Here is a 25536-nt window from a genome sequence, read left to right as displayed (position 1 = left end):
GAAGATTCGCGTCTCCTCAGAGTGACCAGGTGGCCGCGTCCTGCCAGTCCCTCGACAGAGCGACTAATCCCAGCTCAGACGTTAAACGGAAAGCTGAGCTGAGCACGAGGAACCCCCACCGACCGGCATTCATGCTGGTCAGCGGGGGTTTCTGCTGCTTGAGGTGCGGAGGGCGTGGGATTCGAACCCACGGAGACGCGGAACGCCTCACCGGTTTTCAAGACCGGTATCTACAAGGCTCTGACCTGGCGAAACATCCCGAGGCGGCATGCCGTTGTCGCCCTATGGTCGCACTCTCCCATTTGGTCGATCAGGACAGCTCTGCGCGCCGTCCCCTGCGGGCGGAACCGGCCTGACAGGGTTCAGCCGTCGAGCGGGCCGGTCAGCCGTTGTCGGCGTCGCCGAGGTACTCGTGCGCGCTCCGGTCGCGCGCATCGCGCTCCTCTGGACTCAGGTGAGCGTGCCACTCACGGAAGCCTTCGGCAGCCTCGGTGAGCTGTGCCGCATACACCGAGCTACGGCCGATCGTGCGTAGATCGGTTCGGCCTTCCAGTACCTCGGTCGCCATCTCGGCCAGCTCAGGCCCGGCCACACCCTGGCGCAACCTGTTCAGAGCTTCCTTCGTCGCTTTGGCCACACGCGGGTTGCTCGTCATCTGCTGGAGCTCGTGATCGATGGGTTCCTGCTCGTCGCTCATGGATTACACCCTCGGCACGGAGTAGGGGGTTACCGGCAGCGGCATCGCGGACAGATCGCCGCCTTGCCCGGCGAAGTCCATGCCGCCGCCGAATGCCGCCAGGATCACGGTTCCGGCGGTGTTGATGATCTGCGACGCCTTGTTGACGAGCTTGAGTATCTGTACGGCCTGGTAGGCGGCCACGCCGTAGCCGGCTATGGCACCCACGCCGGTCTCTGCTGTCGCGGTGCCGGCTGCCGCCGCGATGCCCATGATGATCGCCTCGTCGGCGATGGCTTGCAGTAGGTTCCCGAGCTGGTTGCTCAGTTGCCACGCACCACGGGCCGCGTCGTGGTAGCCCTTCGCGGCCGCGTTGAGGGCGGGTTGCTGGCCGCTGACCGTAGCTGCCAGGGAGGAGAAGTAGTTGTAGGCGCCGTCGCTGGCGTTGCCGTCCCAGGTCTGATCCGCCTTGATCGCACCGGTCTGGATGTCGATGCCGATCTGCTGCATGGTCTGCGCAAGGCTGGCCATCGCGTCACCGAACTTGTAGAGAGCCGCCCATTCGCCCGTAAACGCGTCCGTCGCGTACCCGAAGATGTCGATGCCCGTCGTCTTCTCGATCAGATCATTGATCCAGGCCGACGGGCTGATGTAGTTGAAGAGGTCGAACGGGTTGGCGAAGCCGTTCGTCATGCTGTCGTCGGGCTCCCCCGGAGCCACCAGATACTGCGTTGCCTCGGACATATTGGTTCCCCCGTGTGCTCAGTCGCGGTTCACCGGTGGCCGGGGCTCGGCGGGGTAGCTGGCGTCGACTCGCGCGGCCGAGTCCTCGTCGCTCGACTTGTACTGGGTCGCGATGTCGCTGATCGCACGGCTGGACGAGTCGGTCAGCGCCTGGAGATGGGTCAGCATCTCGTCGAGCTTGCCCATCCACTCCGAGTGCGCCCCGGACAGCGCGCCGATGATGCCTGACTCGTGAAAGCTGAAGCTGCCGTGCGCATGCACATACGTCTTGGCGGCGTCGGCATCGGCGTACGCATGCTGGAGTGTGGTGGCGAAGACTCGGAGGTCAGCGGGCTCGACGCTGAAGCTCATGGTCTACCCCATCTCGTAGAGGCCGTAGGCCGTTCCGAAGAGCAGGACCAAGCCGGCGAGGCCGTACACGATCGCTTTTGGCCAGATCCGGTTCAACTGTGCCGGGTCGTCGCTGCGGTGCAGCCCGACCGCGTAGTACACCGCGGGCACAAACGCACAACCGGGAATCAGCAGGATGGCGAAGCGCAGCGGATCTACCGACGCGCCACGAAGAGCGCCGGCCGCGCCTGCGATGAGCACGATGAGCCAGCAGCCAGCGAAGAACAGCACGAACTTGCCGACAAGCCGCCGCAGCTCAACCGCCGTCCCCGTCACGCCACATCTGCCTCTCGCTCGTGAACCCGGCTCCGACCGTACCAAGGTTGGGCATGTCTACGAGGTCCCAGATTGCGCCGGCGGATAGGCCCACAGAGCCGCGTGCACCTGGTGCTCGTCTACCCACGGGCCCCCGTGTGTGGCGCCAGCGCCGCACTACCTGCCTCTGAGTGCGGCCAGCACCCGCACAGGCACCTGCTCGGCGGCCATATCTAGCACTTCCCGCAAAGGCGCCGCTTCCGCGCTCTTGTCCAGGTCGACAGCAGAAGTCCATGCGGCTGGGTGGTATCGGGCGAGGTGCGACAAGCCAAACAGCAGTGCCCACCAAAGCAGCAGCGGTGACGGTGCCGGCCCGCCCGCGACCTCCGGGATGACCCAGCCGACATAGTTCGGGTCCGGGTAGAGAGAGGCCGACTGGTCAATCTCGACTACGGAATAGAGGCCATCTTGAAGATCCCATGAATCTGACAGTTTCATGGACCGTTCCGCCGGCGCCGGTCGGCCCAACAAAATTCGTCCGTCATCGCGCCGGTCAACCTGCTCGTGCGGCTCAGCGTACGAGTCACCGACGCTGCCGAACTTCAGACTCCGAGTGCCAGCAAGCGATGGGTAATTCCGTACTACGCCCGCAATGTCTGCGCCCGTCTCGCCAGGTAGGTCAAGGATCGTGAGGATCGTGCTTCCGGTGATGTGGGGGAGGTTGCCGCTCTTCGGCGGTCGTGTTCCGAGACCGCAGCCAACAGCTCTGGGCCACCCACCGAGCTGTGGGGGGATCGGCACATCGGCGAGATCCGGGTTGGCCGCCCACAATGCACCAAGTTGCGTAGGCTTTTCGATTGCTGTCGATCCAGTGGCCGTAGCGACGTCTTGAAACGCTCCTCCGGCCATACCTTGCTCGTTGAGGGTACCGGTCAGAACCTTTTTCGAATTGCCGAGTCGGAACTGGATGCCGTGTCCTTCAAGCTCAAACCGGTCGGGAAGATGCGCGGCAGCTATGGCTCGGCCGGCCTGGCTGAGCGAGTAGAACAAGGGAAGTGGCTTAGCTTCGTAGCTCACAGCGTCGGCTGCCAGTGCTAGCTCCTCGGCCTGCCGCAGCGCGGCGGCGAATGTCCGTCTTCTCGGGTCCGTCGTGGCGAGACCGGTCGGTGTAGCTCGCAGGGCCTGGATGTTGCGCCACGCTGCAGAAGTCATCGACCTACCGTAGTACTTCGTGCAGTCGTTCATCGGCAACGTGCGTCGATCGGAGCCATCGTCCTGTCTCGAGGCCGCCGCGTACTTCCACATCACGATGGCCAGGGTCTCGGACGTAGAGTCGGACCCGTGAGCGTCGGAGACTGGGCACAGTCAATCATTGGAGCTATCGGCATCTTGGCGACGCTTCTAGTACTGCAACCCGATGTCGTTGCTTACGGTGGTTTGAGTCGTTTGCGGTAGTGACAGGCTCGGGCTTGTTCGAGACGTCGGCGGCGGTAACGCGACCAGTGCCAGACGTGTGCGGCGGTATGAACGGCGGTGAGGACGAAGCGGCAGAGCAGGCGGCGGATTTCGTTGCTGGTCAACGGGATCAGCATGCCGTCGTCTGTGCTGCGGCCCCCTTTGCGGACTCGGTGGCACGGGTCACGACCAGGAACGCGGCAGCGGCCATCGCGAGGGTGATGTGGGCATACCAGGCGTCGTAACGACGGACCTGGTACTGATCCAGACCGACCTCGTTCTTCGCGGTCTGGAACGACTCCTCGATCGCCCACCTCGCCCCCGCGACCCGGACAAGGTCCCGCAGCCGGGTCCCCCTCGCGGCGAAACACCGGTAGAACGCGATCTCACCGGTGGTGATCGACCGCCATGCCAGGACCCAGCCCCGACGCCCGTGCGGAAACACACCGCGGATCGGCGTCCACGCCCAGTCGTAGACGCGCGGGCCATGGGCGCCGTCACCGCACGACATCCTCTGCCACGCCCCGGCCCGGACCCGGCCGATCATGGTCTTGACCGGGCTGAGCGTGTGCAGCCCGGCCGGGACCTCGTCATCGTTACGGGTGGCCATCACATACGCGATGTCCTGCTCCTGCAGCCAGTCGCGCAGGCCGGGGTTCTGCCCGAACGCCTCGTCCGCGGTGAACCAGGCGAACGGCACCCCCGCAGCAACCGCCCGCTCGATCATCGCTTTCGCGTGCTGCGGCTTGGTCGCGAACTCCGCACCCTGCGGCACTGCCGCTTTCGTGCACCGGTCCGGATCGGTGGTCCAGGACTTCGGCAGATACAACTCACGGTCGATCAACGCCCGGCCCCGGGCCGACGCATACGCCAAAAACGTGCCGATCTGACAGTTCTCGACCTTGCCGGCCGTGCCGGAGTACTGCCGCTGCACCCCGGCCGATCGGATGCCTTTCTTCACGAACCCGGTGTCGTCCGCGATCAGCACACCCTCCGGGTCGCCGAGGTGCTCGACCAGGTAGTCACGCACGTCATCGCGCACCAGATCCGGGTCCCAACACGGGCTGTAAAGCATCTCCTGGACCGCGTTCGGCGACCCGCGCCCGGCATGCTCCGCGATCGTCCACCCGTTACGCCGCTCCAACGGCGCCAGCAGCCCACGAACATAAGCGAACGCCAACCGGCGCGGCTCCACCCGTGAAAACCGGCCCGCTACCAGCGCAAACAGATCATCCAGACCCGCCTGCCACTCCTCAAGAACCCCACCACCCAGCACCATCAGACAACGAGCCACCACGACTCAAGTCGCGACGCCGGGTTGCAGTACTAGTACAGGCCGACTACCTCGAACAATGAAAGATCGAGATTAGTGGCCTTGCCAGAGGAACCGGCCCTCTCGACCGTCAGCCGAAAGGAACACGTACCCCACGCCGCCGTCGCCGAAGTTGACCTTGAAGGGCAGGAGCTCCGGAGCCAGCTGTGCAACCAAGCCGTACCCGTCGCCCGGCGTCTCGTCGCCCTGCAACCACAGCGGCTCGCCGTCGGCGAACTGGAGCTCGCCCTCACCCTCCGGCGGGACCTGGATCAGCCGGTGGTCCGGCCCGACCGTCGGCCCGTCGGCCTGGTCGGCCACCCGCTGCGGCGCCGGGTCGTCGTGCACCGTGCGGCGGAGCAACTGCAGCCGGCCGTCCGGCTGGACGATCACCGCGTTCTCGCCGCCCTCGGGCTCGGCCGCGTACGGGGCATAGTCGTCCGCCCTGGTCATGAACAGGTAGGCCAGCCCACCCCGCACCGGGAACTGGCCGATGAACGTCATCGGCTCGTCGTACTCCAAGGAGATCGGCCACTGTGGCGCCGCGAGCCAGACGGGCTGGCCGCCCAGCTTGAGTACGGGCTCGGTGACCGGCCCATCGACCGGCACCACCGTGAAGTGCCGCCGTGTCATTCGCGTACCTCCGGGTCCTCGCCGCTGGCGACCCACCAGGCTCGCACCGGATGGGCCGCCGAGTAGCGGTCGACCGCCGCGGTCACCTGTTCCTCCGTCACGCCCTTGGGCACCGCCAGGCCCGCCACCAGGTCGTCGTGCACGTCCAGGGTGCCGCCCACCTCCGCCGCGGCGGCGATCAGTCCCTCGATCGCCGCCGCGGTCAGCGGTTGTGCCGACACCAGCTGGATGCCCCAGTACGGGCCGGCAGTCACGCCGATGACGTTGCCGCGCGGGTCGACCCGGAAGGTGTCCTCGCGGGCCAGCCCGAACGCCAGCTTCGGCGTCCGCACCAGGCGGTACGTGTCGTCCGGCAGGACTTCGACCCAGAGCTTCTCGAAGCGTCCCGCAGTCGTACCAGCGGCCCGTCTCTCCGCCCAAGAGCGGAATGGTGACCGCAGGCCTGGTTTTCGGCATCGTCGGCATTGTCCTCTGCTGGGTGCCCGGACTGGGTTTCCTTATTGGTGTTGCGGCCATCGTCTTTAGCGCCATCGCCCTGTCTAAGGCCGCGAGCAAGTGCAAGTCGATCACCGGCCTCGCCCTCGGGATCATGACCGTATTCATCAACGCCATCGTGTTGGCAGCCCTGGGTAGCTCCTCCACCCCCGCAGCGGCTCTTGTTGAGGCCACCACGCCCCCGCCGCTCCGGCGAAGAAAGCACCTGTGGCAGACGCTACCGTCAAGCCCAAGCCGGTCGCTACCAAAAAGGCACCGGCACCTGCCGCGCCCCAACCGGTGGTTGAGACAGAGCCTCCGGCGGAATCCGCAATCGACACGTCCTTCGGCGACGGCGCCTACGAGGTAGGCATCGACGTCGCACCCGGAAAGTACAAATCCAGCGGCGCCACCGAGGGCATCTTCGAGTTCTGCACCGTCAGTACGATTAAGTCCGGCCAGACCGTCGAGGCTTCGGGTTGCGAGGAATTCCGTAGACGCTGACCGTAGAGGGGGCCAGTCACCAATGTCGTGGTGACTGGCCCTTCTCGTTGGTCCGCGGTGGTCGGAAGGCATCTGATGATTCCGCAGATCCACGACCTGTTGCGGCTCGCGCAACAAGACGAGGCTGACCCCGCCGCCCTCTGCGCAATGGGCAAGGGAAGTTCGTGGTCGCGCTATGGTCGCGGCGAGCGAGATCAAGCGAGCCGCAGTGAGATCGAGTGAGGCTCTGAGCGGAGCACGAAGAACCCCCGTCGACCGGCGTTACCGCTGGTCGACGGGGGTTCTCGCTGCTTGCTGAGCGGAGGGCGTGGGATTCGAACCCACGGAGACGCGGAACGCCTCACCGGTTTTCAAGACCGGCGCCATCGGCCACTAGGCGAGCCCTCCCGAGCTGCCGTGGCAGCCTCACGAGCAGAGTACCGGGCGGCCGATGGGTAGGTGGTGTCGGCAGCCGTGGGCGAACCGGAGCTGTCGCATCACAAGATCAATAGCGGATCCGGGCCGATCGCTTTCGCGCTCTCCCCCGCATTCGCCCTGACCTAGTGCCCGGTATCACCTGTATGGCGAGGTTTTCGAGCGCGGAAATCCTCAAGTCGCGCTGTTCGGGCCGTCCGCAACCGGGTGGCACCTGTTCGGGACCAGGGGGTGCACCGCGCAGACCGGAATCTTCTCTGCATGCCCGGCCGACAACGGCTGGACAAGCGGGGGGAAAAACCAAATGCGTCTCAAGAAGTCGATGACCGTGCTGGCCGCCATGGCCATGGGTGCCACGACCGCGCTGGCCGGCACCACCGCCGCCACCGCCGCTCCCGCCGCCGGGTGTAAGACCAACGACCTGCTCGTGCCCTCGTGTGGCGTGCTCTGGGGTGCCGCCGCCGGTGGCTTCACCGACGCCCCCCGCGACCAGGCGCTGAAGGACTTCGAGAAGCTCTCCGGCCGCACTGCCACGATTTACCACACCTACCACAAGGGTGACGAGGTGTTCCCGACCGCCGCGGAGAAGGCCATGGCCCGCGACACGAACCAGCCGCGGGTGCTGCTGCTGAACTGGAAGATCGCCTACAAGTCGTCCTGGGCCAAGGTGGCCAAGGGTGAGCAGGACAAGCGGATCGACGCGTTCGCCGCCCGGATCAAGAAGGACTTCCCGGAAAAGTTCTTCCTCGTGCTCAACCACGAGCCGGAGAACGACGTCATCGCCCGGCGCGGTTCCGGCTGGGAGGCCAAGGACTTCGCCGCCATGTACCGCCACACCATCAAGCGCCTCGAAGCCAAGGGCGTCACCAACGCGATCAACGTGATGGCGTACATGGGCAACGAGAAGTGGATGGCCCAGAAGTGGTGGGCCGACCTGTACCCCGGTGACGACGTCGTCGACTGGATGGGCCTGGACTCCTACGTGTCGGCCGAGAAGGGCGCGTACCACTACGGCCAGTTCGCCGACCTGCTCGACCGTAAGGCCAAGAACGGTCCGACGTTCTACGACTGGGCGACAAAGAAGCACGCGGCGAAGCCGCTGATGATCGCCGAGTGGGGTGTCTACCACCGCGTCGGCAAGCCTGTCGACAAGTCGGCCGGGTTCAACAGTGTGCTGCCGGAGTTGGCCAAGCGGCCGGCGATCAAGGCGATCGTGTACTTCGACACCAAGCACGACGACCAGGGCGACCGCGACATCAGCATCGACAGCAAGAAGACCAGCCTCACCGCCTTCCGCACCCTCGCCGCCAACAACCTGTTCAACGTCAAGATCGGCTGACCCCCGAGCAGCACCCCACGAGCCGCCCGGCGAACCTGCCGGGCGGCTCACCCGCTTTTGTCGTACGCGTCGGGCAAGCTGTCCCTATGCACGCGATCACGATCGAGCAGCCCGGCGGACCCGAGGCCCTGCTCTGGGCCGAGGTCCCGGATCCGACGCCCGGCCCGGGCGAGGTGGTGGTCGAGGTGACCGCCGCGGGGGTCAACCGGGCCGACCTGATGCAGCGCCAGGGCCACTACCCGCCGCCCGCCGGCGTCCCGCCCTATCCCGGCATGGAGTGCTCCGGCGTGATCACCGAGGTCGGCCCGGGTGTGACCGGCCACCACGTGGGCGAGCGGGTCTGCGCGCTGCTCGCCGGCGGCGGCTACGCCGAGCGGGTGGCGGTCCCCGAGGGCCAGTTGCTGCCCATCCCGCAGGGCATGTCGCTGCGGGAGGCGGCCGCCCTGCCCGAGGTGGCCTGCACGGTCTGGTCCAACGTGGTCGACATCGCCCGCCTGCGCCAGGGCGACAGTCTGCTGGTGCACGGCGGGGGCGGCGGCATCGGCACGTTCGCGATCCAGCTCGGCAAGGCGCTCGGCGCCACGGTGATCGTCACCGCCCGCGAGCCCAAGCACGCCCAGCTGCTGGCACTCGGCGCCGACCTGGCGATCGACTACACCTCGACCGACTTCGTGGCGGCGACCCGCGACTTCACCGAGGGCCGCGGGGCGACCGTCATCCTCGACATCGTCGGCGCGAAATACCTGGACCGGAACGTGGCGGCCCTCGCACCCGACGGGCGCATCGCGATCATCGGCATGCAGGGCGGCCGGCGCGGCGAGCTCGACCTGGGTGCGCTGATGAGCAAGCGGGGCTCGGTCTCGGCGACGACGCTGCGCGCCCGGCCCGTCGCCGACAAGGCCAGGATCGTCAGGGGTGTGCGCGAGCGGGTCTGGCCGCTGGTCGACGCGGGGACGATCCGCCCGATCATCGACCGCGCGATCCCGATGCGCGACGCCGCGGCGGCCCACCGCCTGATGGAGAGCAGCGACCACATCGGCAAGATTCTGCTGCTGCCCTGACCGGGCCTGCGGCGGTGATGCGACGAACGGCCCGGCCGGCGGAGAGGTTCCGCCGATCGGGCCGTCGCTTTCGGCTGGTGTTACTCGGCTGCCCGGGCGGCGGCCAGGTGGGACTCCGCCTGCCGCGCACCCTGGATCGCCGTCGCGGACAGAGCCGCCGACGCCGTCGCCGAGGGGCGTGCCGGGCCGGGCTCGGGGGATTCGCAGTTCGCCGTGGTGCCCGCGGCCATCACGAGGCAGAAGTCGGTGTTGGCGCCGCCGTCGATCCTGTCGAGGGCCGAGTTGCTGCCGACCTGGATTCCCGCCGCGTTGATATCCTCGCCGGCGAGCGAGTCATCGCCGGCGCCGCCGGTGATCTGGTCGTTGCCGGCCAAACCAAAGACGAGGTCGTCGCCGTCGCCGCCGGCGATCTTGTCGTTGCCGGCGTCGCCGAAGATGCGGTCGCCGCCGACGCCGCCGGAGATGACGTCGTTGCCGGCGTCGCCGAAGAGGATGTCAACGCCCGCGTCGCCGTAGATGGTGTCGATGTCAGCGCCGCCGAGGATCGTATCGTTGGCGGCGCCACCGGCCAGCCGGTCCTTGCCGGAGCCGCCCAGGAGCTCGTCGATGCCGGCGTCGCCGGTGACCGAGTCGTTGCCGGAGCCCGCGTCGATCTGGTCGTTGCCGGAGCTACCGACGATGGTGTCGTTGCCGGACTCGCCGAAGAAGATGTCGTTGCCGGCCTTGCCGTACAGCTTGTCGTTGCCGGTGCCGCCCTGGAGCTGGTCCTTGCCGGAGCCGCCGGTGAGGGTGTCGTTGCCGGTGCCGCCGTCCGCGAGCATGTAAACGGAGGTCGCGTTGACGACCGCGTCCGTCTTGTCGCCGAGCGCGACGCTGAGCTTCGTCGTCTTCTTCGGCGTCGTGCACTTGACCTTGGTCTTGTCGCGCCTGACCGCCTTGCAGCCCTTGCCCGCCTTGATGGCGACCTTGTCGTTCAGGGTGACCGTGCGGCCGGAGATGGTGATGGTCAGCGAGTTGGACTTGCCCATCAGCGCGTTGAACTGAACGGCGGACGAGCCGACGACCTTCGCCAGACCCGCCGACGCAGCCTGTGCGGGCACGGCGAACAGGGCGGTCGAGGCCACGGCGACGGCGGTGAAGCCGAGGCCGGCCAACGATTTGCGGTGGAGCAGGAACATGCGGAACCCCCGTGTGGGACGTGCAATTGATGATCTTCCGCGACTATACGTAGGCCACGCCAATTTCGTTATCCCATAAGGGTCTCGTCACAGGGCATACCGATTTCCATGTACGGTCCGCTGTGGTCAGGACGGTGGATTGAGAATCATCTGCGGGCCCTCGCCGCGCCGCGCCAGGCGGTCGTCCGGGTTGATCAGCCGACAGCGTTGCAGGCTCAGGCAGCCACAGCCGATACAGCCGGTCAGCTGGTCCCGCAGCCGTTCCATCATCGTGATGCGGTCGTCGAGCTTGCGCCGCCAGCGTGCCGAGAGCCGGGCCCAGTCCGCCTTCGTCGGTGTGCGGTTCTCCGGCAGCGCCGCCAGCGCCTCGCGGATCTCCTCCAGCGAGACCCCGACCTGCTGGGCGATCCGGATGAACGCGATCCGGCGCAACTCGTGCCGCTCGTAACGGCGCTGATTGCCGCCCGTGCGGGTCGCCCGGATCAGTCCCTCGCGCTCGTAGTAGCGCAGGGCCGACTGCGCCACCCCGCTGCGCACGGCCATGTCGCCGATGGTGAGAAGCTCCACTCCAGGCACCCTTGAATTGAAGTTAACTTTAACTAGCAGTCTGAGAATATGACTGCTACGGCCGTTAAACCAAACCTGCTGGGCACGCTGCTGACCCGGCTGACCGGCGACGAGAAGCACGCGCCCAGCGCGTTCTCGACGCTCGACGTGCTGTGGGTGCTGTATGACCGCGTCCTGCGCGTCTCACCCGACACGGCGGACGAGCCCGATCGGGACCGCTTCCTGCTCTCCAAGGGTCACGGGCCGGCCGCCTACTACGCGGTGCTCGCCGCCAAGGGCTTCTTCCCGGCCGACTGGCTCGACGATCTCGGCGGGCCGCAGAGCCCGCTCGGGCACCACCCCGACCGGGTGCTGATCCCGGGCGTGGAGGTCGGCACCGGATCGCTGGGCCACGGGCTCGGCCTCGCCGTCGGCACCGCGCTGGGGCTGCGCGCGCAGGGTTTCGACGCCCGCACCTTCGTGCTGCTCGGCGATGCCGAGCTGGACGAGGGCTCGAACCACGAGGCCATCGCGTACGCGCCGGCGGCCCGGCTGGACCGGCTCACCGCCATCGTCATCGACAACCAGTCCGCGACGCACGGGTGGCCGGGCGGCATCGCCCGCCGCTTCCCGGGGTGGTCCACCGCCGTCGTGAACGGACGTGATCAGGATGCCATCGAGGAGGCCCTGCGGCACCGCGACCAGGACCGTCCGCACGTCGTCGTCGCCACCGTCGAACCGAAAGGCTGAGGATCATGCGAGAGACCTTTGTCGCCACCACGACCGCGCTGCTCGACGAGGACCCGCGGACCGCCGTCGTGCTCGCCGACATCTCCAGCGACGCGTTCGCGGACGCGCACCGCAGACATCCGGACCGGGTGCTCAACGTCGGCATCCGCGAGCAGTTGATGGCCGGCGTCGCCGGCGGGCTCGCGCTGACCGGCCTGCGGCCGTACCTGCACTCCTACGCGCCGTTCCTGATCGACCGGGCGTACGAGCAGATCAAGCTCGACCTCGGCCACCAGGACGTGGGCGCGGTGCTGGTCAGCATCGGCGCCTCGTACGACGCGTCCGCCGAGGGCTACACGCATCAGTCGCCGGGCGATGTCGGGCTGCTCGACACCCTCGAGGGCTGGACCGTGCACGTGCCGGGTCACCCGGACGAGGTCCCGCCGCTGCTGCGCGCGGCGGCCCGCAACGACGACCGGGTCTACGTGCGGCTCTCGGCGCAGCACAACGCCCGCGCGTACGAGCGGACGTACCGGCTGCAGGTGGTGCGGCGCGGCTGGGCCGGCGCACCGGTCGTGCTCGCGGTCGGGCCGATGCTCGACCCGGTGCTCGCCGCGACCCGGGGGCTCGACGTCACCGTCGCGTACACGATGACGCCGCGGCCGTTCGACGGCGCCGGGCTGCGCGAGCTGGTGAGCCGGGAGGTCATCGTCGTGGAGCCGTACCTGGCCGGCACGTCGAGCCGGCTCGTGGCGGCGGCGCTCTCCGACGTACCCCATCGGGAACTGCACCTCGGCGTGGGCCGCGCCGAACAACGGCGCTACGGCACCCCCGCGGACCACGCCCACTGGCACGGCCTCGACCCGGCGGGCCTGCGTACCTCGATCGTGACGTTCCTGGATTAGGCGGCGGTGGGCAGCGGGGTGAGTGATCGGCGCTCGCGGAAGACGTGCTTGAGCAGCGCGTCGAAGTGCCACACCTGCTCCGGCTGGGCGAGGCGCATCCGGAACCGTTCGCGGACCCCGTCCACCGCCGTCGCCGCCACATCCACGGCGGACATGCGCAGGTCCGGCCGCCAGGTGACGTTGCTCAGGTGGCGCAGGTTCGCGTTCAGGTGCAGCTTGAGCCGGTGCAGCACCCGGGTCTCCTGGGTGACGACCAGCCGCCGGTAGGTGAGGAGCAGCAGGAACTCCCCGGCCATCGGCCGATCCGGGCACACGCAGCGGGTCACCAGCACGGTGGAATCGTCCGGTTCCACGCAGCGTCGGAAGATGGGCAGGTGCCGGCTCACGGTGGGGATCGCGACCCCGGCTTCGGCGGCGGCGGGGAGGAACGTACGAGAAAACACGTCCATGTGGCGTTTAACGCGGCGCAAACGGGGAAGCAGCGGCCACGGCACGATGAATATCTAATTACAGAAGCTCGACCACCGTGGCGTTTGCCATACCGCCGCCCTCGCACATGGTCTGCAATCCGTAGCGGAGTCCGGTCTGTCGCATGTGGTGCAGCATCGTCGTCATGATCCGCGCGCCGGACGCACCGAGCGGGTGACCGAGGGCGATCGCGCCGCCCCGCGGGTTGAGCCGGGACTCGTCGGCCCCGGTCTCCGCGAGCCAGGCCAGCGGCACGGGCGCGAACGCCTCGTTGACCTCGTAGACGCCGATCTCGTCGAGGCTGAGGCCCGAGCGGTCCAGCGCCTTCGCGGTGGCCGCGAGCGGCGCGGTCAGCATGATCACCGGATCGTCGGCCGCGACCACCGCGGTGTGCACGCGGGCGATCGGCACCAGGCCGTGCGCGGCCGCCCACCGGGACGTGGTCACCGCCAGCGCGGCGGCGCCGTCGGAGATCTGCGAGGCGGAGCCGGCGGTGACGACGCCGTCGGCCTTGAACGGCGTCTTCAGCGCGCCGAGCCTGTCGATGGTGGTGTCGCGCCGGATCCCCTCGTCGCGGGAGACCTCGCCGACCGGCACGGCCTCCTCGTCGAACGCCCCGGCGTCCTGCGCCTTGGCGGCCGCGGCGTGGCTGGCCAGGGCGTACTCGTCCAGCTGCCGGCGGGTGAGGCCCCAGCGCGCGGCCATCATCTCGGCGCCGACGCCCTGGTTGAACACGGACGTGCCGTAGCGCTCGGCGATCGCCGAGCCGTAAGGGTCGGCCCCGGCCGCGCTCGACCCCATCGGCACCCGGCTCATCGACTCGACACCGCCGGCCACCACCAGGTCGGCCTGCCCGGAGAGCACGGTCGCCGCGGCGAAGTGCAGCGCCTGCTGGCTCGACCCGCACTGCCGGTCCATCGTCGTGGCCGGCACCGACTCGGGCCAGCCGGCCGCGAGGACGGCGCTGCGGCCGATGTTCCAGGACTGCTCGCCGACCTGGGAGACGCATCCCCACATGACGTCCTCGACGTCGGCCGGGTCGAAGCCGGAACGCTCGGCGAGTGCCCGCAGCACGATCGCCGACAGGTCGGCCGGGTGCACCTGCGCGAGCCCACCGCCCCGCCGCCCGACGGGCGTCCGGACGGCTCCAACGATCACCGCGTCTCGCATACCGCCGACGTTACGCGGGCTGCGATAGTTATGGCATGTCGCCTCTTCAGTGGCGGGTGAAGCCCGCTCTGCCGATCACCAGGCTGCTGGGCGCGGTGGCGGTGATAGTGCTGGTCGTGGCGTTCGGCCGCGGCGAGATGCTGCAGTGGTTCATCGCCGTCCTGGCGGCCGCGGGCTTGACCGTCTGGGCGGCCCGGGACCTGATCGCGCCGGTCCGGCTGAGCGCGGACACGAGCGGGATCACCGTGGTCACCGGGTTCGCCCGGCGCCGGCACCTGGCCTGGCCCCAGATCGAACGGGTCCGGGTGGACCGCCGCGAGCGCCTCGGCCTGAGCAGCGCGTTGCTGGAGATCGACGCGGGCGAGAGCCTGCACATGTTCAGCGTCAACGACCTGGGCGCGGATCCGGAGGACGTGGCCGAGGCGCTGAACGCGCTGCGCGCGAACGCCCCGTTCTGACCGCCGGAGGGTCAGCCCGGGATGGTCGCGGTGCGGTAGATCGTCAGCGCCATCAGGATCAGGAAGATCGCCGCGCAGCCGATGCCCTGCACCAGGTTGCGCCGCTCCCTCGGTGCGTAGGCCAGCACGGTGGCCACGGCCCCGCCGACCACCAGGCCGCCGAGGTGCCCGGCCACCGAGATGTTCGACGCCACAAACGTGAAGATCACGTTGATGACGATCACCGGCAGGATCGGGGCGATGCTCAGGTTGAGGCGCTTGAGCAGCACGAAGATGGCCGCCATGAGGCCGAAGACCGCGGTGGACGCGCCCGCGGTCATGGAGTTCGGCGCCGTGAAGACGTACGCCGCCACGTTGCCGCCGAGGCCCGCCAGCAGGTAGAGGCCGATGAAGCGCAGCGGGCCCAGCACCCGCTCGATGTCGCGCCCGAGGAACCAGAGCGCGTACATGTTCATCAGCAGGTGCAGCACGCCATAGTGGAGGAACATCGCGGTGAACAGGCGGTACCACTCGCCGTGCGCGATGCCGTGCAGGGTCTCCTGGCCGACCGGCCCGTAGTAGGCCGAGCCGAGCACCGCGCCCCATTCGGTGAGCGGGGTGCTGCCGCCGAGCAGGCCTCCCCAGCCGCCGCCGGCGATGGCGGTGGAGCCGCCGGAGACGACCGACATGACCATCGCGAGGACGTTGACGCCGACGAGGACCCGGGTGGCCGTCCCGGCGCGGCCGGCCGCGCTCCCCCCGAAGGCGGTGCGCGCCGGCCGCTGCGTGCGCCTGCCGTCGGCGACACACTCCGGGCACTGGTGGCCGACCGAGGCCTCGTTCATGCAATCCGGGCAGATCGGGCGTTCGCAGCGGGTGCAGCGCACGTAGGTCTCTTTTGACGGATGGCGGTAGCAGACCGGCGCCGTCACCGGAGACTCACTCATGCCTCAAACGTACCCGGACGAGGTCAGTTTCCCGGTACCCGTTCGATCTCTACGCGCTCGATGACGACATCCTCGCGGGGGCGGTCGCCGGGGCCGGTCGGGGTGGTCGCGATCGAGTCCACGACCTTGGCGGACTGCTCGTCGGCCACCTGGCCGAAGATCGTGTGCTTCCGGTTCAGGTGCGGGGTGGGTCCGACGGTGATGAAGAACTGCGAACCGTTCGTGCCCGGGCCGGCGTTCGCCATGGCGAGCAGGTACGGGCGGTCGAACTGCAGCTCGGGGTGGAACTCGTCGGCGAACTTGAAGCCCGGGCCGCCGCGGCCGGTGCCGGTCGGGTCGCCCATCTGGACCATGAAGTTGGCGATGACCCGGTGCGAGATCGTCCCGTCGTAGTACGGGCCGCTGCCCTTCGCGCCGGTCCGCGGGTCGACGTAGTCCTTGGTGCCCTCGGCCAGCTCCACGAAGTTCCGGACGGTCGCCGGGGCGTGGTCCGGAAAGAGCTGGAGCCGGATCGGGCCGTGGTTGGTGTGCAGGGTGGCGTAAAGAGTGTCGGCCACGGGTACTCCCCCTCAGTGTCGCGGTCGCCGGTCCGCTACGTCGGGGCCGGCGCTGGACAGTTCTTTGCAGTTCGGATCCTCCCCCATGTGTCAGATCCGGCTACGCGGGGGTACCCAAGAGGGCAACATGGCGTGGGAGAGAACCACAGGAGGTGGGCACTGGTGTTCGCAACGATGCGACGGAAGTACCGCAGCGCACGGATGAAGCGGGAGCTCGGGCAGAGCGTCGACCACTTCAGGCGCGCGGCGACCATCGCCGCGCACGAGACCAGCTCGACCGTGGGTCCCAAGATCGACGCAGCCATGGGTCGCGTGCAGCCGACGGCCATCAAGGCGAGGGACGCCGCGGCACAGAGTTGGGACAGCGCCATCGCGACGCTGACCCCGCTGGTCGCCACCGCGACGGAGTCCGCGCGGCACGCGGGCTGGCCGCCGGTCGAGCTGGGCAGGAACTCCAAGAAGAAGGCGAAGCTCAAGCGGCGCAGGCGTACGGGCACGAAGCTCGTCGGCCTGCTGCTGGCCGGTGCCGCGGTCGGCGCCGCGGGCGCCTACGTGGTCCGGATGCGTCGCCGTGAGCAGTGGGACGAGTACAACCCGTCCGGCCCGGTCTCGGCCCCGGTCGCCGGCGCCGACGACGCCGCGTTCGAGCCGGACCTGACGGGCCCCACGGGCCTCGTCGCGCCGGTCAGCGAGGACGGCACGCTCCCCCTCGACGCGGAGGCCGACCAGACCTCCTCGGCGCAGCACAGCCCGACCGTGGCGCGGATGGCGAGCGGCAAGAACAAGAATTGACCTCGAAAGTGGCAGGAGAACGGCGGGTGCCCCCGGGGCGCCCGCCGTTTTCTACTCGTCCGTGGCGTCCGCCTGCCGGGCGCGTTCCGGATCAAGGGCCGGGCCCTGCGGCAGCAGCGCGACCAGTTGTCCCGGCACGGCGTCGGGTTTGACGCCGCCGTAGCCCAGCCGGGGCAGCACCTCGCGGCTCGCGACCGGGTAACGCCGGCCGGTGTCCGTCACGATGCTGACCGTGCCGCTGCCCGCCGGCGCCGTCGGCGACGCGGCGGCGACGACCAGGGCGCCCTTGCCGCGCGGCACGTGCACCAGGTCGGCCTGCACGCCGCCGGGCACGTTCGGTGCCCCGCCGACCGGGCTGCCCTTCGGCACCGTCGGACCGATCCGGATGCTGGCCTCGGGGGCCGCCGCCTTCTTCGCGTCGTAGGTCAGGCAGACCTGCCCCGGGCCGTTCAGCAGCACCGGGACGGCCGGCGGGAAACCGGCGTCCGCCGCCTCCGTGATCAGCTGGGTCTGTGAGCGCGGCAGGTTGCTGTAGCGGTTGAGGTCCAGCCCGCGCTCGACGCTCGCGTCCCCGCCGGCCAGGATCAGCTGAGCCTGCACCTCGGTGATGTCGGCGACGCCGTCGCCGAGCACGACGGCCCACTTGTCGCCGCCGGAGGGGTTGCCGATCTGCAGGAGCCGGCCGATCTCGAAGTCGGCGACCGCCGGGGACTCCTCGCCCGCGTCCGGGATCGCGGGCGGCTTAAGGTCGGGCCCGATCGGCACCGCGTTGATCCACGCGGTCGCCACCTTCAGCGGCGGCTGGGTCCAGCCGAAGAAGGTCTTGATCTGCTGTTCGCGGCCGGCCGGCAGCAGGAAGCGCCGGTTGTTGTAGACCAGGAAGGTGCGCCCGGACGGGTCCGAGACCAGCAGGCCGCGCAGGTCGGCCGCGCGCGTGTCGGCCCGGGGCACGGGCAGCACCGTCCCGTCGGCGGGCCGGTCGCCGACCGACAGCAGGCTCCGCGGCGCCGCGGCGCCGTCCGACGCCAGCGAGCACACCGTCCAGACCGGGTCGACCAGGCCGCCCTTGGCCGACGGCAGCGAGTCGGGCGCGTCCGGGATGCCGAGCGGGTCACCGAGCTGGACCTTGGCCAGGCTCTCCGAGGACGCGTCGACCATCCTCGGCTCGGTGGCGTTGGCGATCAGCAGCCCGGAGCTGTAGTTGAGCACCGGGTGCAGGCGATCGTCGGACTTCAGGTAGACGAAGCGGGCGCCCGAGCCCTTCTCCAGGAAGACCACGGCCTCGTTGCGCGGATCCACCGTGCTCTGGCCCTTGAGGATCCCGTAAACGGCCGCGCCGCCGACGGCGAGCGTGGCGACGACCATGCTGACCAGGGCCGCGCCGCCGGCCCGGCGCAGGGGCGAGCGGTGCGGATCGGGGTCGTGGGTGACCAGCGCGGCCACCACCCGCTGCTGCGAGTACTGGTAGGAGTGCAGCTGATCCTGGCGTGACGGCACGCTATTTCCCTCCCCAGGGCGACCTCGTCACTGTAAGCGTCGACGAGAGGTGACGGGGGCCGGTCAGAGCCAGCCGTTGCGGCGGAAGGCGCGGTACAGCAGGACCGAGACCGCGAGCAGCAGTGAGATCAGCGCCGGATAGCCGTACTGCCACTGGGTCTCGGGCATGAACTTGAAGTTCATGCCGTAGACGCCGGCGAACGCCGTCCACACCGTCGCGATGCCGGCCCACGCCGCGATCTTGCGCATGTCGTTGTTCTGGTCGACGGTCACCTGCGCCAGCCGCGCCTGCAGGATCGAGTTCAGCAGGTCGTCGTACGAGGTGACCTGCTCGACCGTGCGGGTGAGGTGGTCCTGCACGTCGCGGAAGTAGCGGCGGATCTCCTTGGGCACCAGCCGGCTCTGCGGCGCGGTGATGGTGGCCAGTGGCCGCTGCAGCGGCACCACGGCCCGGCGGAACTCCACCAGCTCGCGCTTCATCTGGTAGATCTGCTGCACCGGGCTGCCGCTGTCCCGCGAGAACACGCCCTCCTCGAGGGTGTCCAGGTCCGCCTCCACCTGGTCGGCGACCTCGACGTACGCGTCCACGACCCGGTCCGTCACGGCGTAGGCCACGGCCCAGGGCCCCTGCTCGAGCAGCACGCCGCGGGATTCCAGGTCCGCGCGTACGGGTGCGAGCCGCGACGCGTCCCCGTGCCGGACCGTGATCACGAACCGCTCGCCCACGAAGATCATCATCTGCCCGGTCTCGACGACCTGCGACGTCTCGGTCAGCTCGCGGTGGGGCACGTAGCGCGCGGTGCGCAGCACCAGGAAGTGCACGGTGCCGAACTGCTCCAGCTTGGGCCGCTGCTCCGCCTTGACCGCGTCCTCGACGGCGAGTTCGTGCAGGTCGTAGGTGCGCGCGATGGCGGACATCTCGGCCTCGGTCGGCTCGTGCAGGCCGAGCCAGACGAACGCGTTCTCGCGGCTGCACGCCTCGTGCAGGGCCTCGTCCGGCGAGAAGTCGCCGGGGATGCGCTTGCCGTCGGCGTAGACACCGCAGTCCACCACCGCGGTGCCGTTGAACACCCGGCCCGGCTCGGCGGCGCCGTCGGCGGTGCCGAGGAAGCGGTTCATCGCCCGCACGGGTGCGGTCCACGCCCGCGACAGGGATCGGTTCACGCCCGTCGCCCGATTTCGGCGCGCGCTGCTCTCGGTCATGACTGCCTCCCCCAAGGTGATGCCCGCTGGCCCCCACGGTGGGCCTGCACGAGGCTACGCCCAAGGTGACGCCCGGCCACGCCGCGGACCGGCCGGCTGGGTGGCGCCGGGCGGGCCGGCCGCCTTCGGGGTGAGAGTGCGACCGGCCCGCCCGGCGCCGAGGGGCGGGGTAGGTGTCCAAGGCCGGACCGCAAGGTCATGCGGGCCGCGCGGCAGCATTGTGTGCCGAACGCCGGCCCCGGGGGCAACCCCGGAACCGGCGTCGGCGGAGACTCTGTCGCAAGCCCGACAGCGGACGCCCGTCAGGCGGTGATCTCGGCGATGGCCGCGGCCAGCCGGCGGACGCCCTCGTCGATCTGGTCGACCGTCACGGCCGAGAACGCCAGGCGTACCGAGGACTTGCCGCCGTCCAGCAGGAAGTCGCTGCCCTTCACGATGGCGACGCCCTTCTTCATGGCCGCCGGGAAGAGCCGGTCGACGTCGACGTTCGCCGGCAGGTCGACCCAGAGGAAGTAGCCGCCGTCGGGCTCGGTGAAGGTCGCGCCCGGGATGTGCTCGCGCAGCGACGCGGCGAGCACCGTCGCCCGCTCGGCGAGGGCGGCGCTCACGGTCTGCACCGAGCGGTCGATGTCGCCGGAGACGCAGAACTGGTGCACGATCGCCTCGGACACCATGCCGGGCGAGATGTAGAGGTTGGTGGCCTTCTTCGCGATCGCGTCGATCAGCGCGGCCGGCCCGACGAGGTAGCCGACGCGGACGCCCGGGCACACCGTCTTGGTGAAGCTGGAGGCGTGCACGACCACGTTCTCCGTGTCCATCGACAGCATCGACGGGAGCGCGTCGCCGCGGAAGCGGATGTCGACGTACGGGTCGTCCTCGAAGATCATGAAGCCGTACTGGACCGCCAGGCTCAGCAGCGCCCGGCGGCGGTCCAGCGACAGGGTGACGCCGGCCGGGTTCTGGTAGTTCGGGATGATGTGCGCGAGCTTCGGGCGCAGGCCCGCCTCGAGCAGTTCGCGAAGCTCGTCGACGTCGATGCCGTCCGGGTCGATCGTCACCTGGTGCACCTTGCCGCCCAGGTTCTGCAGGTTGAGCAGCGTGCGGTCGTAGGTCGGCTTCTCCACGATCACGTCGTCGCCGGCCTGCACCAGGTGGTTGAAGAGGAACGCGTCGGCCTGCAGGGAGCCGTTCGTCACAATGACCTGGTCGGGGGAGACCCCGTGCTTGTCGGCGATCCACTTTCGCAGCGGAACGTAGCCGACGGAGGTCCCGTAGGCGGTCACTCCGGCCGGGTCGGCGTCGAAGGCGCGCGCGGCGGCCGCCTTGAGGCCCTGCACGTCGACGATGTCCAGGGACGGAGCCCCTCTGGCGAACGAGATCAACTGCTCTGCGGTCATGGCACAAGCTTACGAGCAGGCTCTATATCATTTTTCGCGTGTACCCCGAACCGCTGCGAACCGCCGGTGCTCTCGTCGTGGACGACGACGGTCGAATATTCTTCCAGCGCAGATCGGCGCTGCGGAAACTTTTCCCGAACTCGTGGGACATCGTCGGCGGCCACCTCGAACCGGGCGAAACGGTCGGTGACGCGCTGCAACGGGAGGTCCTCGAGGAGACCGGCTGGCGACTCTCGGTGGTGCTGGGACCGGTCGGCGAATACACCTACACCGGAGACGACGGCCTCGACCGGCACGAGAGCAACTTTCTCGTACGCGTGGACGGCGACCTGGCACGCCCCCGGCTCGAGGTCGGCAAACACACAGAGTTCCGCTGGCTGGGCCCGGACGACCTGGCCGTGCTGGACGAGAGTGCCGAGATCAACGACGGGATGATCCGGCGGATCGCCGAGGACGGCTTCAAGGTCCTGCACACTCTCGGTATGTGAACCCACGGCTATCCTCGTCGGGCACGCCTCTCACTTCGGAAGGAACCATCCAATGATCGGTCTCGTACTCGCCGCCGGCGCCGGACGCAGGCTGCGCCCGTACACCGACACGCTGCCGAAGGCGCTGGTCCCCGTCGACGGGGAGACGACCATCATGGATATCTCCCTGCGTAACCTCGCGGCCGCGGGGCTCACCGACGTGACGATCGTCGTCGGCTACCAGGCCGGCGCCGTCGAGGAGCGCAAGGACGCCTTCGAGCAGAAGTACGGCGTCAAGATCACCCTCGTGCACAACGACAAGGCCGAGGAGTGGAACAACGCCTACTCACTGTGGCTGGCTCGTGACCGTTTCGCGCAGGGCGCGCTGCTGGTCAACGGCGACACCGTGCACCCGGTGAGCGTCGAGCGGACCCTGCTCGACAACCGCGGCCCGGGCATCCTGCTCGCCGTCGACAACGTGAAGAAGCTCGCCGACGAGGAGATGAAGACGATCTTCTCGGCGGACGGCCGGCTCACGAGGATCACGAAGCTGATGGACCCGGCCGACGCCTTCGGCGAGTACATCGGCGCGACCGTCATCGAGGCCTCCGCCGCCGCGGACCTCGCCGACGCGCTCAAGACCACCTGGGAGCGCGACCCGAACCTCTACTACGAGGACGGCTACCAGGAGTACGCCAACCGTGGCGGTGAGATCCGCGCGGCGACGATCGGCGACATCCCGTGGGTCGAGGTGGACAACCACGACGACCTCGCGAAGGCGCGGGACATCGCATGCCGCTACTAGCCCGTAGCGTCCAGACCCCGCTGCACATCGACGTGCGGCGGGGCGCGGTCGCGGATCTCGGCCGCATCCTCGCCGACGGCCGGATCTCCGCCGGCGGGGATGTCGCCGTGGTGGTGGGCCCCGGGCAGGGCGAGCGGATCGCGGAGATGATCCGGCCGTCGCTCGGCTCGGCCGACATCTTCACCACGAGCGGCGGCACCCTGGACGCCGCGCTCGAACTGGCCGCGAAGCTGCGCTCCCGCTCCTACGACGCGGTGGTCGGCATCGGCGGCGGCAAGACCGTCGACGCGGCCAAGTACGCGGCCAACCGCTGGGGCATGCCGATGGTGTCGGTGGCGACCAGCCTCGCCAACGACGGCATCGCCTCGCCGGTGGCCAGCCTGGTCAACGACGGGATCAAGGGCTCCTACGGGGTGCACATCCCGTACGCGGTCATCGTCGACCTGGACTTCGTGGAGAACGGCCCGGAGCGGGTCAACCGGGCCGGCATCGGCGACGTGATCAGCAACATCAGCGCGCTGGCCGACTGGGACCTGGGCCGCGAGGTCCGCGGCGAGCCCGTCGACGGGCTGGCCGCCTCGCTGTCGCGGGTGGGCGCCGAGGCGATCCTGACCATGCCCGGCGACATGCAGGACGACGCGTTCGTCACGGTCCTCGCCGAGACGCTGATCTCCAGCGGCCTGGCCATGGCGGTCTGCGGCAGCAGCCGGCCGTGCAGCGGCGGCTGCCACGAGATCATCCACGCGACGGACACGCTCTTCCCGGGCACCGCCTCGCACGGCGAGCTGGCCGGCCTGGGCGCGCTGTTCTGCACCTTCCTGCGCGAGGACGAGCGCCGCTTCGCGCAGATGTCGGCCTGCCTGCTCCGGCACAACCTGCCGCGCACGCCCGACGACGTCGGCCTGAGCCTCGAGCAGTTCGTCGAGGTCGTGCACTTCGCGCCGAGGACCCGGCCGGACCGTTACACGATCCTGGAACACCTCGCGATGAACCCGGACGAGATCCGTGGAAAGCTGGCCGATTATGTCGACGCCATCGCCAACCGCTGACGCCATGCAGAAGCCGCCGACCGCCGAGGAGTATTACCGGGTCAACCGCGGAGGCGGGCTGTTCAGCGAGGCGGTGAGCCAGCGCCTGGGCTCGCGGATCTCCGTCTTCGCCTACCGGCACCGCCTCGCGCCGACCGTGCTCTCGGTGGCGAACCTCGGGCTCAGCTGCCTGGTCTCGTTCGTGGTGGTGGCGGCCGCGGGGCCGGTGGCGGACCGCCAGGTGCCGGCCTGGCCGATCGGCCTGCTCGCGCTGGTCGGCTGGCAGCTCGCGTACGGGCTGGACTGCTCGGACGGCCAGCTGGCCCGGGTGACGGGCCAGACCAGCGCCGCGGGCGGCCGGGTCGACGTGCTGTGCGACGTCGCCGGGCAGATCGCGCTGGTCGCGGCCCTGTCCGCGGTGGCCGAGGCCCAGGTGCCGCAGACGCCGGCCTGGCTGCTGGCGGCGTTCGCCGGCACCTGGATGGTCAACCTGGTGACCTCGGTGATGCAGGGCGGCGACCAGGCGTCCAGCATGGTCACCAGCCGGTCGCTGCCGGTCCGCGTGGTCAAGCTCGTCCGCGACTACGGCGCGGTGATCGCCGTCGCGGGCCTGGTCCTGACATTGGCGCCACACTGGACGGTCTGGCTGATCGGCGTCTTCACGCTGATCAACAGCGCCTTCCTGGCCGCGAGCATCGCCTTCTCCGGACGGGCCGCCCTGAAGGGCTGACCGTCCGGGGCGGCGGGCCGCGGCTCAGACCCGGACCGGCACCGCCGACGACCTGCCCAGCACCCGGCCCGCGCCGTCGAGCGCCTCGACGACGACGTACTCCGGCGTGCCGGGCAGGGTCAGCGTCGTCTCGAAGCCCGTGCGCGCGCCCTCGGCCGACTGCGTCAGCGCGCCCGGCTGCCGTCCGGCGCGGGCCCGCCACCTCGCGACCCGCGTCGCGCCGTTCCAGCTCGCGCTGACGATCACGTTGCCGCCCTCGACGCGCAGGCCCAGCGTCGGCTGGTCCAGCGGCTCGCCCGGCCACTCGGCCCGGTAGGCCCGGTACGACTGGTTGTCCGGCGGCAGGTGCCCGTCGAGGCGCACCGTCCCGTCCGGCGCGTACTCGGTGAAGTAGGGCAGCTGGCCCCACCCGATGAACGACCCGCCGTCGGCCAACTCGCGGAAGTTGCCCTGGGTCGGCGCGGACAGCCCGCCCGGGTGCGGGAACTCGGCGACGAACGTGACCGCGCGGGCGGCCTCGTCGACGGCGAAGACCAGGCCGCGGGACTCGGCGCGCTGCTTGGTCACCCCCGCGCCGTTGTCGAAGACGCTGTACGAGCCGTCGCGGCGCCGCCGGAAGTCGTGCTGCCAGCTGAATCGGGACTTCTCGTCAATGGTGAAATCGGATTTCTTCCCGCCGATCCGCCACCGGACGTCGCCGGTGCGCCTGTCGATCTTGTACGTCGTCCAGGTGTGCCGCGCCGACACCAGGATGTCGGAGTCGGCGTCCAGCCCGACCGAGTTCGCGTGGAAGTAGTCGTACGGCAGGTGCGCCGAGTCGCCGCCCGGCAGCGGTGCGTACGACTCGTCCAGGCCCACGTGGTCGCGGGCCCGCCACTCGAACAGGCGCCGCCCGGTCCTGATGTCGATCTCCTGCAGGACGCCGTCGTGCAGCACCCCGTCGGCCGGGCCGCCCAACGGCGTCAGGTCGTACGGGATCGGGTCGTAGACCCAGAAGAGCGCGGTGCCGTTCGGGGTGATGACGAAGTCGTGCTGGTCGGCCTGCTCGGAGCCGGCCGCCCGGACCCGGGTGATCTCCCGGTAGCCGGTGTCCATGACGACGAACTCGCCCTGGCCGACGCCGCGGCCGCCGGTGCCGCCGATGGTCCCCTCCCACCAGGTCAGCACCGGGGCGTTCCGGTATCGCTGCACCTTGAGGTCGATGGCCACCGTCGCCGGGTCGGGCACCTTGCGGAACCAGACCGGCGAGCCCTCGTCGTCGACGATCAGCGGCCCCCACAGCCCGGCGCCGGACGCCGGGGTCAGCAGGATGTAGCCCGGGGCGGTGGCATTCGCCGGCGTCGTGATCGTGACGTCCGGCAGGGCCCGCAGATCGGGCCGGGAGCGGAACTTCGGCGGGGCCGGCGCGGCCGGGGCGCCGGCC

30 protein-coding genes and 2 tRNA genes are annotated in these 25536 nt (G+C 69.5%); 12 read left to right on the top strand and 20 right to left on the bottom strand.

What is annotated here, in order from left to right:
* Positions 1–166: 166 nt before the first annotated feature.
* The 9 genes from AB0F10_RS30185 to AB0F10_RS30145 all read right to left on the bottom strand — a co-directional run bounded on the left by AB0F10_RS30185 (position 167) and on the right by AB0F10_RS30145 (position 5905).
* Positions 167–259 (bottom strand) — tRNA-Ser (locus AB0F10_RS30185).
* Between the two features lie 123 nt (positions 260–382).
* Entirely contained in the window at positions 383–697 is a 315-nt protein-coding gene (locus AB0F10_RS30180; RefSeq protein WP_360632444.1) for a hypothetical protein, read from the bottom strand.
* A 3-nt stretch (positions 698–700) separates the two neighbouring features.
* Positions 701–1420, bottom strand: a complete 720-nt coding sequence (locus AB0F10_RS30175; RefSeq protein WP_360632441.1) for a hypothetical protein — start codon at positions 1418–1420, stop codon at positions 701–703.
* An 18-nt stretch (positions 1421–1438) separates the two neighbouring features.
* The gene (locus tag AB0F10_RS30170) at positions 1439–1771 is read right to left on the bottom strand and encodes a hypothetical protein (RefSeq protein ID WP_360632438.1); all 333 of its coding nucleotides are present in this window, start codon (positions 1769–1771) and stop codon (positions 1439–1441) included.
* A 3-nt stretch (positions 1772–1774) separates the two neighbouring features.
* Complete coding sequence (locus AB0F10_RS30165; protein WP_360632435.1) at positions 1775–2086, bottom strand: hypothetical protein; 312 nt, start codon at positions 2084–2086, stop codon at positions 1775–1777.
* Positions 2087–2242: 156 nt separating this feature from the next.
* Entirely contained in the window at positions 2243–3277 is a 1035-nt protein-coding gene (locus AB0F10_RS30160; protein WP_360632432.1) for a YaaC family protein, read from the bottom strand.
* Between the two features lie 373 nt (positions 3278–3650).
* Entirely contained in the window at positions 3651–4799 is a 1149-nt protein-coding gene (locus tag AB0F10_RS30155) for an IS701 family transposase (RefSeq protein ID WP_360632429.1), read from the bottom strand.
* A gap of 87 nt (positions 4800–4886) precedes the next feature.
* Complete coding sequence (locus AB0F10_RS30150; protein WP_360632427.1) at positions 4887–5465, bottom strand: hypothetical protein; 579 nt, start codon at positions 5463–5465, stop codon at positions 4887–4889.
* Positions 5462–5905 (bottom strand): DUF4265 domain-containing protein, encoded by a 444-nt coding sequence (locus AB0F10_RS30145; RefSeq protein WP_360632447.1) that lies wholly within the window; start codon positions 5903–5905, stop codon positions 5462–5464. The genes AB0F10_RS30150 and AB0F10_RS30145 overlap by 4 nt, the downstream gene beginning before the upstream one ends.
* A gap of 262 nt (positions 5906–6167) precedes the next feature.
* On the opposite strand from AB0F10_RS30145, the gene AB0F10_RS30140 reads away from it, so the two are divergent.
* Together AB0F10_RS30140 and AB0F10_RS30135 are read left to right on the top strand one after the other, a co-directional pair.
* Entirely contained in the window at positions 6168–6443 is a 276-nt protein-coding gene (locus AB0F10_RS30140; RefSeq protein ID WP_360632424.1) for a hypothetical protein, read from the top strand.
* 75 nt (positions 6444–6518) lie between these two features.
* Positions 6519–6665, top strand: a complete 147-nt coding sequence (locus AB0F10_RS30135) for a hypothetical protein (protein WP_360632421.1) — start codon at positions 6519–6521, stop codon at positions 6663–6665.
* A gap of 77 nt (positions 6666–6742) precedes the next feature.
* Here AB0F10_RS30135 and AB0F10_RS30130 read toward each other — a convergent pair.
* Positions 6743–6830: transfer RNA gene (locus AB0F10_RS30130), tRNA-Ser, on the bottom strand.
* Between the two features lie 331 nt (positions 6831–7161).
* On the opposite strand from AB0F10_RS30130, the gene AB0F10_RS30125 reads away from it, so the two are divergent.
* Together AB0F10_RS30125 and AB0F10_RS30120 are read left to right on the top strand one after the other, a co-directional pair.
* Complete coding sequence (locus tag AB0F10_RS30125; protein ID WP_360632418.1) at positions 7162–8196, top strand: glycosyl hydrolase; 1035 nt, start codon at positions 7162–7164, stop codon at positions 8194–8196.
* Positions 8197–8282: 86 nt separating this feature from the next.
* Entirely contained in the window at positions 8283–9257 is a 975-nt protein-coding gene (locus AB0F10_RS30120; protein ID WP_360632416.1) for an NAD(P)H-quinone oxidoreductase, read from the top strand.
* An 80-nt stretch (positions 9258–9337) separates the two neighbouring features.
* On the opposite strand, the gene AB0F10_RS30115 is transcribed toward AB0F10_RS30120, so the two are convergent.
* Positions 9338–10435: a calcium-binding protein gene (locus tag AB0F10_RS30115; protein WP_360632413.1), complete on the bottom strand. Its 1098-nt coding sequence runs from the start codon at positions 10433–10435 to the stop codon at positions 9338–9340.
* Positions 10436–10561: 126 nt separating this feature from the next.
* Positions 10562–11002, bottom strand: coding sequence for a redox-sensitive transcriptional activator SoxR (gene soxR / locus AB0F10_RS30110; protein WP_360632410.1), 441 nt, complete (start codon positions 11000–11002; stop codon positions 10562–10564).
* A gap of 48 nt (positions 11003–11050) precedes the next feature.
* Between soxR and AB0F10_RS30105 the strand changes: the two genes are divergently transcribed.
* Both AB0F10_RS30105 and AB0F10_RS30100 read left to right on the top strand, forming a co-directional pair.
* On the top strand, positions 11051–11731 hold the full coding sequence (locus tag AB0F10_RS30105; protein ID WP_360632407.1) for a transketolase: 681 nt from the start codon (positions 11051–11053) through the stop codon (positions 11729–11731).
* A 5-nt stretch (positions 11732–11736) separates the two neighbouring features.
* Positions 11737–12615 carry a transketolase gene (locus tag AB0F10_RS30100; RefSeq protein ID WP_360632404.1) on the top strand — a complete coding sequence of 293 codons (879 nt, stop codon included), beginning with the start codon at positions 11737–11739 and terminating at the stop codon, positions 12613–12615.
* Here the strand turns inward: AB0F10_RS30100 and AB0F10_RS30095 are convergent.
* Together AB0F10_RS30095 and AB0F10_RS30090 are read right to left on the bottom strand one after the other, a co-directional pair.
* Entirely contained in the window at positions 12612–13064 is a 453-nt protein-coding gene (locus AB0F10_RS30095) for a hypothetical protein (protein ID WP_360632401.1), read from the bottom strand. The genes AB0F10_RS30100 and AB0F10_RS30095 overlap by 4 nt on opposite strands.
* A 58-nt stretch (positions 13065–13122) precedes the next feature.
* Positions 13123–14253, bottom strand: a complete 1131-nt coding sequence (locus AB0F10_RS30090; RefSeq protein ID WP_360632398.1) for an acetyl-CoA C-acyltransferase — start codon at positions 14251–14253, stop codon at positions 13123–13125.
* Between the two features lie 35 nt (positions 14254–14288).
* On the opposite strand from AB0F10_RS30090, the gene AB0F10_RS30085 reads away from it, so the two are divergent.
* Positions 14289–14711: a PH domain-containing protein gene (locus tag AB0F10_RS30085; protein WP_360632395.1), complete on the top strand. Its 423-nt coding sequence runs from the start codon at positions 14289–14291 to the stop codon at positions 14709–14711.
* Between the two features lie 11 nt (positions 14712–14722).
* On the opposite strand, the gene AB0F10_RS30080 is transcribed toward AB0F10_RS30085, so the two are convergent.
* Positions 14723–15637 carry a rhomboid family intramembrane serine protease gene (locus AB0F10_RS30080; RefSeq protein WP_360632392.1) on the bottom strand — a complete coding sequence of 305 codons (915 nt, stop codon included), beginning with the start codon at positions 15635–15637 and terminating at the stop codon, positions 14723–14725.
* A 23-nt stretch (positions 15638–15660) separates the two neighbouring features.
* On the bottom strand, positions 15661–16194 hold the full coding sequence (locus AB0F10_RS30075; protein ID WP_360632389.1) for a peptidylprolyl isomerase: 534 nt from the start codon (positions 16192–16194) through the stop codon (positions 15661–15663).
* A 174-nt stretch (positions 16195–16368) separates the two neighbouring features.
* Between AB0F10_RS30075 and AB0F10_RS30070 the strand changes: the two genes are divergently transcribed.
* Entirely contained in the window at positions 16369–16986 is a 618-nt protein-coding gene (locus AB0F10_RS30070) for a hypothetical protein (RefSeq protein ID WP_360632386.1), read from the top strand.
* Positions 16987–17037: 51 nt separating this feature from the next.
* Here AB0F10_RS30070 and eccB read toward each other — a convergent pair whose 3' ends face one another.
* The 3 genes from eccB to AB0F10_RS30055 form a co-directional block, all read right to left on the bottom strand.
* The gene (gene eccB, locus AB0F10_RS30065; RefSeq protein WP_360632383.1) at positions 17038–18483 is read right to left on the bottom strand and encodes a type VII secretion protein EccB; all 1446 of its coding nucleotides are present in this window, start codon (positions 18481–18483) and stop codon (positions 17038–17040) included.
* A 63-nt stretch (positions 18484–18546) separates the two neighbouring features.
* On the bottom strand, positions 18547–19686 hold the full coding sequence (corA, locus tag AB0F10_RS30060) for a magnesium/cobalt transporter CorA (RefSeq protein ID WP_360632380.1): 1140 nt from the start codon (positions 19684–19686) through the stop codon (positions 18547–18549).
* A gap of 302 nt (positions 19687–19988) precedes the next feature.
* Positions 19989–21083, bottom strand: coding sequence for a PLP-dependent aminotransferase family protein (locus AB0F10_RS30055; RefSeq protein WP_360632377.1), 1095 nt, complete (start codon positions 21081–21083; stop codon positions 19989–19991).
* 38 nt (positions 21084–21121) lie between these two features.
* Here AB0F10_RS30055 and AB0F10_RS30050 point away from each other — a divergent pair, with 38 nt between their 5' ends.
* Genes AB0F10_RS30050 through AB0F10_RS30035 form a run of 4 tightly spaced genes read left to right on the top strand, consistent with a single transcriptional unit; the run spans position 21122 to position 24113 of the window.
* Positions 21122–21571, top strand: coding sequence for an NUDIX domain-containing protein (locus AB0F10_RS30050; protein WP_360632375.1), 450 nt, complete (start codon positions 21122–21124; stop codon positions 21569–21571).
* A gap of 52 nt (positions 21572–21623) precedes the next feature.
* Positions 21624–22355: a phosphocholine cytidylyltransferase family protein gene (locus AB0F10_RS30045; RefSeq protein ID WP_360632372.1), complete on the top strand. Its 732-nt coding sequence runs from the start codon at positions 21624–21626 to the stop codon at positions 22353–22355.
* Positions 22343–23404, top strand: a complete 1062-nt coding sequence (locus AB0F10_RS30040; RefSeq protein ID WP_360632369.1) for an iron-containing alcohol dehydrogenase family protein — start codon at positions 22343–22345, stop codon at positions 23402–23404. The genes AB0F10_RS30045 and AB0F10_RS30040 overlap by 13 nt, the downstream gene beginning before the upstream one ends.
* Entirely contained in the window at positions 23379–24113 is a 735-nt protein-coding gene (locus AB0F10_RS30035) for a CDP-alcohol phosphatidyltransferase family protein (RefSeq protein ID WP_360632366.1), read from the top strand. The genes AB0F10_RS30040 and AB0F10_RS30035 overlap by 26 nt, the downstream gene beginning before the upstream one ends.
* A 24-nt stretch (positions 24114–24137) precedes the next feature.
* On the opposite strand, the gene AB0F10_RS30030 is transcribed toward AB0F10_RS30035, so the two are convergent.
* Positions 24138–25536, bottom strand: a 1399-nt coding sequence (locus AB0F10_RS30030; protein WP_360632363.1) for an arylsulfotransferase family protein, incomplete at its 5' end; no start/stop codon positions are given.

Origin of the sequence: Actinoplanes sp. NPDC026623 (assembly GCF_040638275.1) — a bacterium.
Taxonomy (GTDB): Bacteria; Actinomycetota; Actinomycetes; order Mycobacteriales; family Micromonosporaceae; genus Actinoplanes.
The sequence above is the reverse complement of the archived record's forward strand: the minus strand, read 5'-3'. Positions and strand labels throughout refer to the sequence as shown.